Genomic DNA, 7,379 nt, shown 5'->3' with positions numbered 1-7,379 from the left:
AAGCTAAGTGTAGGTTTTTCCATAAAGCGATATATTTTATCATACTTTTGCCTACTTGCAAAATCGGGATGCTCCCGGTTACATCTCGATACCGCACTGCCCACTGTTGCTTCAGGTCGAACTGTTCTCGTTTCTTCGCCCGTTGTAATCCTGTGTCAATTTCTCGCACCTCTTCGTCTAAACGTAGGGGTGAAGTGCCTTTCGGATTCGCCGCCAAAATCAAAATGTTTCTTACTACAACACTACTATTGATTTCAGTATCGGCAGTAGTGTTGTTGGATGAGTAGTCATTGAAAGTGCCGCCGCTTTGAGTTCCTTGATCTCCTGCAAACCCACCTCCAAATTTTGCATTGCTCAGATTGTATTTAGATGCTTCTGACATAGGTTTACTCTCGCTATCTATAGATGAGTGAAATTACTCGGCTTGTACCCATTCTTCAATAATCGGAATTAGATTTTTAGCAATTGGGTGGTTAATTGCCTGCTTGAAAGCTTCGGTACTTCCTGATTTGAGGGCAGCAATCACATCTGCTTTCAACGCTGGATTATTCTCAATTGCATCAACTGCTTTAGCAGCTACTGTCATTTTCTCAGCACTGGTCGTAGCTGGATTGGTACTCTCCAGTTGTTGTAGAAGTTGCTGAATCTCAACAGCAGCTTGAGAGAGGTTGGGGTTGGAGGAATAGTCATAAAAAGTACCCCCTGATTGAGTTCCTTTAGTTCCAGCGAAGCCACCACCGAATTTTGACTCCCGCAGGTCGTAATTAGAGGATTCTGATTTATTTGACATTGTATCTCCTTGATTGTGATAGGTCTCTACATAAAATTTAGGTTGTTTGAGAGCATTTTCTAACAGTTTTTCTAAACTGCGAATTTGTTCCTCTCTCTCTGCCATGCCCGCTAAAAGTGCCTGCAAATCTCCATAGGACAGAGATTTAATCTTGCTGTACGTAGAAAAATATTCTGCATAAAGTTCTGAGCGATTCGCATCCCGCGCCACTTTTGCCTGTAGACGAATCTTCTCATTACCTCTTCCTTCAAGGGCAATTACTTTCAGTTCTGCCTCTGGATGTTGTTCTGTGAGCTGCTGGAGGGCAATGGCAACAGCACTTGGGTCAATTCCTTCGTGGTGAAATAAATCGAGTGTTTTAAATTTGCTGCCAACTTCTCGCAAATCAACATTCTGAGTTTGGTACAGATCTAGAGTTTTTATAATAGGAGCTATAAAGTCGGTAAAGTCACCATCTTTGAAATTTTCTGTGCGATTGTCCGGTTTGCGGCAGGGATCTGGATCGTTGTTGCTTGGCAATCGCATATAGATATAACTGCACCTAATAGCTTCCAAGTTGGTATCTGTGGAAATTCCCCAGTTCTCGATATAGGCCCCTGTTAGACAGGCTCCCCTAAGATTAACTTGATAGAGCTGGGCTTTTGCTAATCTGGCACCGATTAACTCTGCGTTTTCTAGGGTGGATTCACTTAAGTCTGTACCGATAAAGAAGGTGTCTTTAAGAGTCGCATCTTTGAGGTTGAGTCCCTGTAAGTCAAAATATTCAAAGTGTTGGCCACTTCCTTCTTTCGTAGTGGCAAGTTGACGAACTCGCACATCTTTCAGATAGGTTCCCTCAACCCGAGCCTGTTCTAGGTTCTTTGCGTGAAACCAGCACGTTCGCGTGAGCAAGGCTTTGCGGAAATCTGTACTGCTGAGGCGAGCTTGGGTGAAGTTTGCATCTGTCAAGTTGGAGCCTCGAAAACAAGTGCCTCCTAAGGACGCAACAAAATTTGTAGCTTTGTAAATAAGCCAATACTTCTTGTCCTGAGTGGGAACCTGCAATCCAATGTAAGTGCTGAATCCCAGCAAGCCTCCTGTGATGAGGGTTGTGATTGGCAATCCCTGAATCAGGTGCTTAGATTCAAACTCCAGACCTTCCCAACCACCGAATAGACTACCAAGAACAAAAGCAATGACGAAAGCAGGGAGTCCAATTCTCCTAATCGCGGTTCTCAGCACGACCAGAGTTCCCGATGCAAGTACAGAGCCAGCAATAGCTCCTGCAATAGCAACCGCTTGCACAATTACAGCTACTGTGGCACTAGCCTTTCCTAGACCGGCAAGTAAAACAACAGTAAAGGCAACAAGTAGTGAGAAAGCTCCTAGTGCAATTCCCAGTCCTTGTTTGATAGTAATTAGAATTAAGACCACCAGCACATTCAGGGTAGCAATGCTAGACCACAAAGCTAACGGCTGGTCATTCTCCTTGACCATCAGGCTGCCGACCACACCACCTGCATAAGCTGATACATATCCTGCTGAAATGGTTAGTAGGAGGGCAAATGATACAATGGTAACCACCCATAGCAGAGGTTGTCCGGCTTTTACATGGCTGAAATTCGCTCCAATAAGCGTGGCATTTGTGAAGTCCGCACCCCGAATGTCACAACCAGTGAAGTCTTCTCCAGAAAGCTGTTGTCCCTTGAAAGAATGACCTTGAAAACTTTTAGGCGGCTGCTCTCCTGGCATGGCTGGATTTTTTAATCATTTCTGGTCTGGTGTCTCTATCACTTACAAGATGGGCATAACCATCGCTTGATTTCTTGAAACAGAGAAGCCCCTCCATTCCTGGCAGCAGCTAAGTAACAAAGGCCGCTGTATGGATCAAAACCAGCTTTGTATCCGCAGGTAGCTCTTGTAGAAGGAGTAAGATTGTACTGAGTGAAAAACCCTTGCACGTCCACATTAGCACGTTCCAGTGCGTAAGCGGCTAAACGACGGGTATCCAATTCAGTCTTCTCATCTTTCACGACCTTAGTAAGTAAGTTGATCGTTTCCTTCGGCAGCGAGTCAATCTCTGATAGCCCATAAGCTGCGCCACGCTTCTTGATTAAGTCCGGACTTTGCAGGTCGGCTACTAGGTAGGGAAGTGCCAGTATGCCAATTCGGTTCAATGCCTGCCCAATACTAATTAGGTTGCCCCTCTTAACAGTATCGATATAAACACCGTCACCCACTTCAGGTCGTCGAACTAGGAGTTGCTGATCTTCCTGCTGTAGGATTTTCAGAAGAAACGGAACAGCCAAATCTGTCTCACCAATTCTTCCCAATGCTTCTAAAATAGGGATTTGCAAATAATCTTTATCATAAGGACTTTTTAGATCGGCAAGCAATTGTTTTAGGAAAGGCACTGCTGTTCTTGCAGAGGGGCCAATCGCGCCAAGTGCATTAGTTGCTTTCTCTATCACATTAAGGTGATGGTATGTATTTTCAGGATCTTTTTTATACTGGAGCATCTGAATCAGTACAGGAGTAGCATCCTTTGCTGCGGCTCCAATTTCTGCCAGCGTATCGATCACCTTTAGCTGCAATTCAGGCTCTCGTTTGCCTCTATCTTCAAGGGCTGCAACTAAAACTGGCACGCTCTCCTTCATTTGACTTCCCAGTAACCTAACAATGAGAAGCTGACGGTCGGTGAGGTCTTCAATGTCTGTAAATTGTGTTTGTTGATTAAGGATGGCTGAGGTAATGACACGAGGAATGTCTTTTGAATCACCCCCAATAGATAGTAGAGCTAACGCTACATTCGTCACAATTAGGCTATCTTTCTCACTTTTGAGCATTTTGTTTAGAACGGGAATTGCTGCTTTCTCCTTTAGGGTTCCTAAAGCAAGAGCAGCACTACTGCGGGATAGACCATTTCGTGGATTCTGTACTGCTTTAATGAGAGTTGGGACAACTTCCGGAGAGGCTACACCAATCTCCCCAAGAGCGAGGGCGGTTTTCTCTGCCTCCCTCACCTCATCCGCAGGCAAATCTGCAAAGATTTTGAGCAGTGTAGATGTTGCAAGACGGGTCTCACCGAGCCGTCCCAGAACCGTTGCAATTTCGATTCGTTTTTCAAGGGGAGTGTCTTTGCTCTGTAGCTGATTTTTAAGTGATATCATCACCCCAGGAAAGGTATCTTTACCCTCTTTTCCAATCCGGCTTAGATCTTCCATCAAATACTCGAAGCGTTCGTCTTGGAAAATCTTCTTGAGGATAGGTACAGCTCTGGCCGCACAATATGCTAAGCCATCAGTCGCTCTTTCTACCACTGGATTAAATTTGTTTTTAAGTTCAATATCTTTGATGTACTGCTCAAATTGTTGTTGAGGACAATCAGGGTCAATAGGGGGATAAGTAACCATTTTGCTCTGGGCATCAGCAGGGTAACTGATAGCTAGAACCCCAACAACAGCTAAACAATAGGAGACACCAGATTGCGAGATTTTTCTAAACATATGTGAATTTTAGCGCTATTTTAGAGCTATTACTGAAAAATTATAAAACCCATTTTGGCTCTATGGGTTCGCTGCGGTCGTTAGTCTTTTTAGCATAAGTCTGACGTATCCGCTCAATAATCCGGGGTAAATCGCTCAAGGATGCACCTCAAATGACGCAAAATCTTTCCTGAGTGGGTAGTCCGCCCGAATTATTGAGCGGATACAGTCTGACAAAACAAAGATTGAGCTTCGTTGTCGCATTTTAAGACTTCTCTCAAAATTTTAACTAAATTTCGACGAAACGATTTATCCCAAGATTAGCGATCGCACCAACATTAGACCTCTTGCAAAAATAACTAGGACGGGCAAGATGCCCATCCCACAAGAGTTATTTTTTCTTGTGGGATAGGCATCTTGCCCGTCCAATAAATTTATGAAAAGGACTTTTGCAAGAGGTCTAATATTCTGTTGACTGTCGGCAAGTGCGATCGCATTTGGAGACAAATCACAGGAACCAGAATCCTCAACTAACCGAAAGTTGGAGATTTTTTTTCTCAAAACATCCCATCTAGTAACTGGGTAATGTCTTGCTGGTCACGCCCCCGGTTGTCGTCATATATCATTAACGTATTCAAGTTCCTATGCCTGCTGAGTTTCTGAACCTTCCGGACATCTCCGTCGGTTGCGTCCAGGGCTGCCGTGATAGCGCTGTGCCTGATGCGATGAGGAGACATTTGTTTTTTAATACCAGCCTTTTCGCTATAACGGACAACCATTTTGCAAATACCGTCGCCGCTAAGTCTGTGTCCGCAGTGAGCGGAGTCAAGTGCTATAAAAAGCGGGTCATCGTGCGTGCAACTTCCCCTTTCCTCCAACCAATCGGCGATCGCCTGCACTGTCGCAGAACCTAAATCAATAGTCTCAGCTTGCGTACCCCGTCCCTTGCCCCTAATTCGCAAAGTCTTACCAACAGAATCAAAGTCACAAACACTCAACTGACTGATTTCATTTCGTCGCAGAGCATTACCCCACAGCAAGCGCAACAAAGCATAATCACGCTTCCCAGCTTTCGTTGCCAGATCGCACTGCTGCAAAATTCGCTCAAAAGTGGGTCGGTCAACCCCGGTTGTATCTCGGTAGCCGACAATTTTCTCTCCCTTGATATCCTCCAAACTGTAATGGCATACACCGAGCTTGCGACCCATTTCCACTAGACTTTTGACAGCAGCCAGTCGCCGATTGACCGTGGCCTCCTTCAACCCCTTGTCAATCAGCTTAGCTTTATACTTGAGAACCACCGACACGGCCTGACGCTCTTCGAGGTGCAAAAACTCCAAAACGTTATCAGGCACAGCGGGCATCCCCGTCATAGTAACTAAAAAGTCATTGACATCGCGCTCATAGGCGCGCCGTGTATTCTCGGAGCGCTTGTCGGCGAGTAATCGTTTGAGCACGTCAGGGTCAGTATCTAAAGTGTCAAAATATCTTTCAATTTTGGCATCAAGGGAAGCTTCCAGGCGGGCAATCCTCTTCGAGGGCAACGCTTTGGAAAATTCTGCTTTCATGATTTTTTGTTATTGATAACAAAAGTTATTAATGGCGCTCGCTGATTGGTTCTCTGGTGCTTGGTTTGGGTTGCTGCACCCTTGGTTTCTCAAGACCAATTTGAGGAAGCCGAGAGGGCGGTGAGGGCGCAGTTAGATTGCAGTCGCTAATAATCCCTACCAACACTCTTGGCGATCGCCAAGAGTTGCCACAATTTCCTCACTCTCAGCCGCTCCCCTTCTCATCGCTCATGCCAAGCTTATCAGCAGCCTGACAATCCAATGAATGCAGCACGCGCTCCACAGCACGGAATTCTGTACTTTTAGCATTTAGATGTTTAAATAGTTAAACATTCAAACATCTAAATGCTTAAAAGTGTGTTCGGGATTGAACTGTTGGAGGTATTGAGCCACCGACTTTTCCTGAGCTGACCGTAATTCAAGTTTTAAACATTCAAACATCTAAATGTTTAAATACTGTCGTCAGGATTAAACTGTTGGAGGTATTGAGCCACCGACTTCTCCACCAGCTCGCTCATTTCCTGACCTGACTGCGCTGCTGCAGATTTAAGCTGGCGGTGCAGAATTTTTGGCAGATAAACGGTTGTGCGAACAAAGTTGGGGTCTTTGCTTTTGGATAGCGCGGTGCTGGGAGAAAGGTCGGGTTCCCCAGGCTTGAGTTTCTTGGCCTTCAGTAAATCATCAAAGCGACTCATGGCAGTATCTCCTTGCCAACAGCGGTGTAGCACCCCCAAGCAGCTTTAGCATAAGGGTCTTTGATAGCGTTTACGGGAACCCCAGCGAGGGCAGCTTTTTGAAATACCGCTAGCCTCCTTATATCAGACTTGAAGATGGGCAATCCCGCTTTTTCAATGGTTGTCCTAGATTCAGCCCCAACTTTACTCGGAGCGGGCGGGATGACTGTAAGTAGGATGCGGTAATTCGACGAAAGCGAATAAAGAGCTTCCACCATTTGCAGCATAGCGCTCAGGGCCATAGCATCGGGAGAGCTGGGCAATATCAGCAAATCGCACCCTTCTGCTAGAGTTTTCAGGTCTTCTGGGGTAGGTCGTGCCGGCGTGTCGATGACGATGTGCTCGTAATCCCTGGCATATCGCACGCCTTGTTTTTCATCGACCACTTTGAACGGCAGCGAACCGCGAGCAGCCCAATCTAAGGCACTGCGGTTGAGGTCGCCATCTACCAACAAAGCGGGTGCTTTGGTCTGCAAGTAAGTCGCTAAGTGCAGCGCGGTGGTAGTCTTTCCGACTCCGCCTTTAAATGAGGCGATTGTCACAATCATAGGTAAGCCTGCTGAGTTTATCACCCAGATTTTACAACTTAAACATCTGAATGTCTAGATGATTGAATGTCTAGATGATTGAATGTCTAGATGATTGAATGTCTAGATGATTGAATGTTTATAAAGGTAATGCCTGTTTGCTACCCTAAACGAGCATAAGCTGTTGTACCTTTAAATAGGGTATAATAAAAAAAGAGTTTATACCATTTTTTTAAAGATGTGATAGAGATAAAGAATGTAAAATCCAAGACCATCCGGTGAGAAAACAAATGACG

General features: G+C 45.3%; 5 protein-coding genes and 1 pseudogene. All 6 read right to left on the bottom strand.

Going from position 1 to position 7,379, the window contains the following annotated elements; translation table 11 throughout:
- Positions 1–382 (bottom strand): annotated as a pseudogene (locus tag QUA53_RS28165) (hypothetical protein); the annotation flags it as partial.
- A gap of 33 nt (positions 383–415) precedes the next feature.
- Positions 416–2,521 carry a pentapeptide repeat-containing protein gene (locus tag QUA53_RS28160; RefSeq protein WP_333101060.1) on the bottom strand — a complete coding sequence of 702 codons (2,106 nt, stop codon included), beginning with the start codon at positions 2,519–2,521 and terminating at the stop codon, positions 416–418.
- 38 nt (positions 2,522–2,559) lie between these two features.
- Positions 2,560–4,275 carry a HEAT repeat domain-containing protein gene (locus QUA53_RS28155; protein WP_333101061.1) on the bottom strand — a complete coding sequence of 572 codons (1,716 nt, stop codon included), beginning with the start codon at positions 4,273–4,275 and terminating at the stop codon, positions 2,560–2,562.
- A gap of 536 nt (positions 4,276–4,811) precedes the next feature.
- Entirely contained in the window at positions 4,812–5,822 is a 1,011-nt protein-coding gene (locus QUA53_RS28150; protein ID WP_333101062.1) for a tyrosine-type recombinase/integrase, read from the bottom strand.
- A gap of 449 nt (positions 5,823–6,271) precedes the next feature.
- Entirely contained in the window at positions 6,272–6,517 is a 246-nt protein-coding gene (locus tag QUA53_RS28145) for a CopG family transcriptional regulator (RefSeq protein WP_333101063.1), read from the bottom strand.
- Entirely contained in the window at positions 6,514–7,104 is a 591-nt protein-coding gene (locus QUA53_RS28140) for a ParA family protein (protein WP_333101064.1), read from the bottom strand. Before QUA53_RS28140 ends, QUA53_RS28145 begins: the two co-directional genes overlap by 4 nt.
- Positions 7,105–7,379 lie beyond the last annotated feature (275 nt).

It is taken from the genome of Microcoleus sp. Pol12B3 (assembly GCF_036701355.1).
Classification (GTDB): domain Bacteria; phylum Cyanobacteriota; class Cyanobacteriia; order Cyanobacteriales; family Microcoleaceae; genus Microcoleus.
This window is presented reverse-complemented; position numbering and strand designations above follow the sequence as displayed.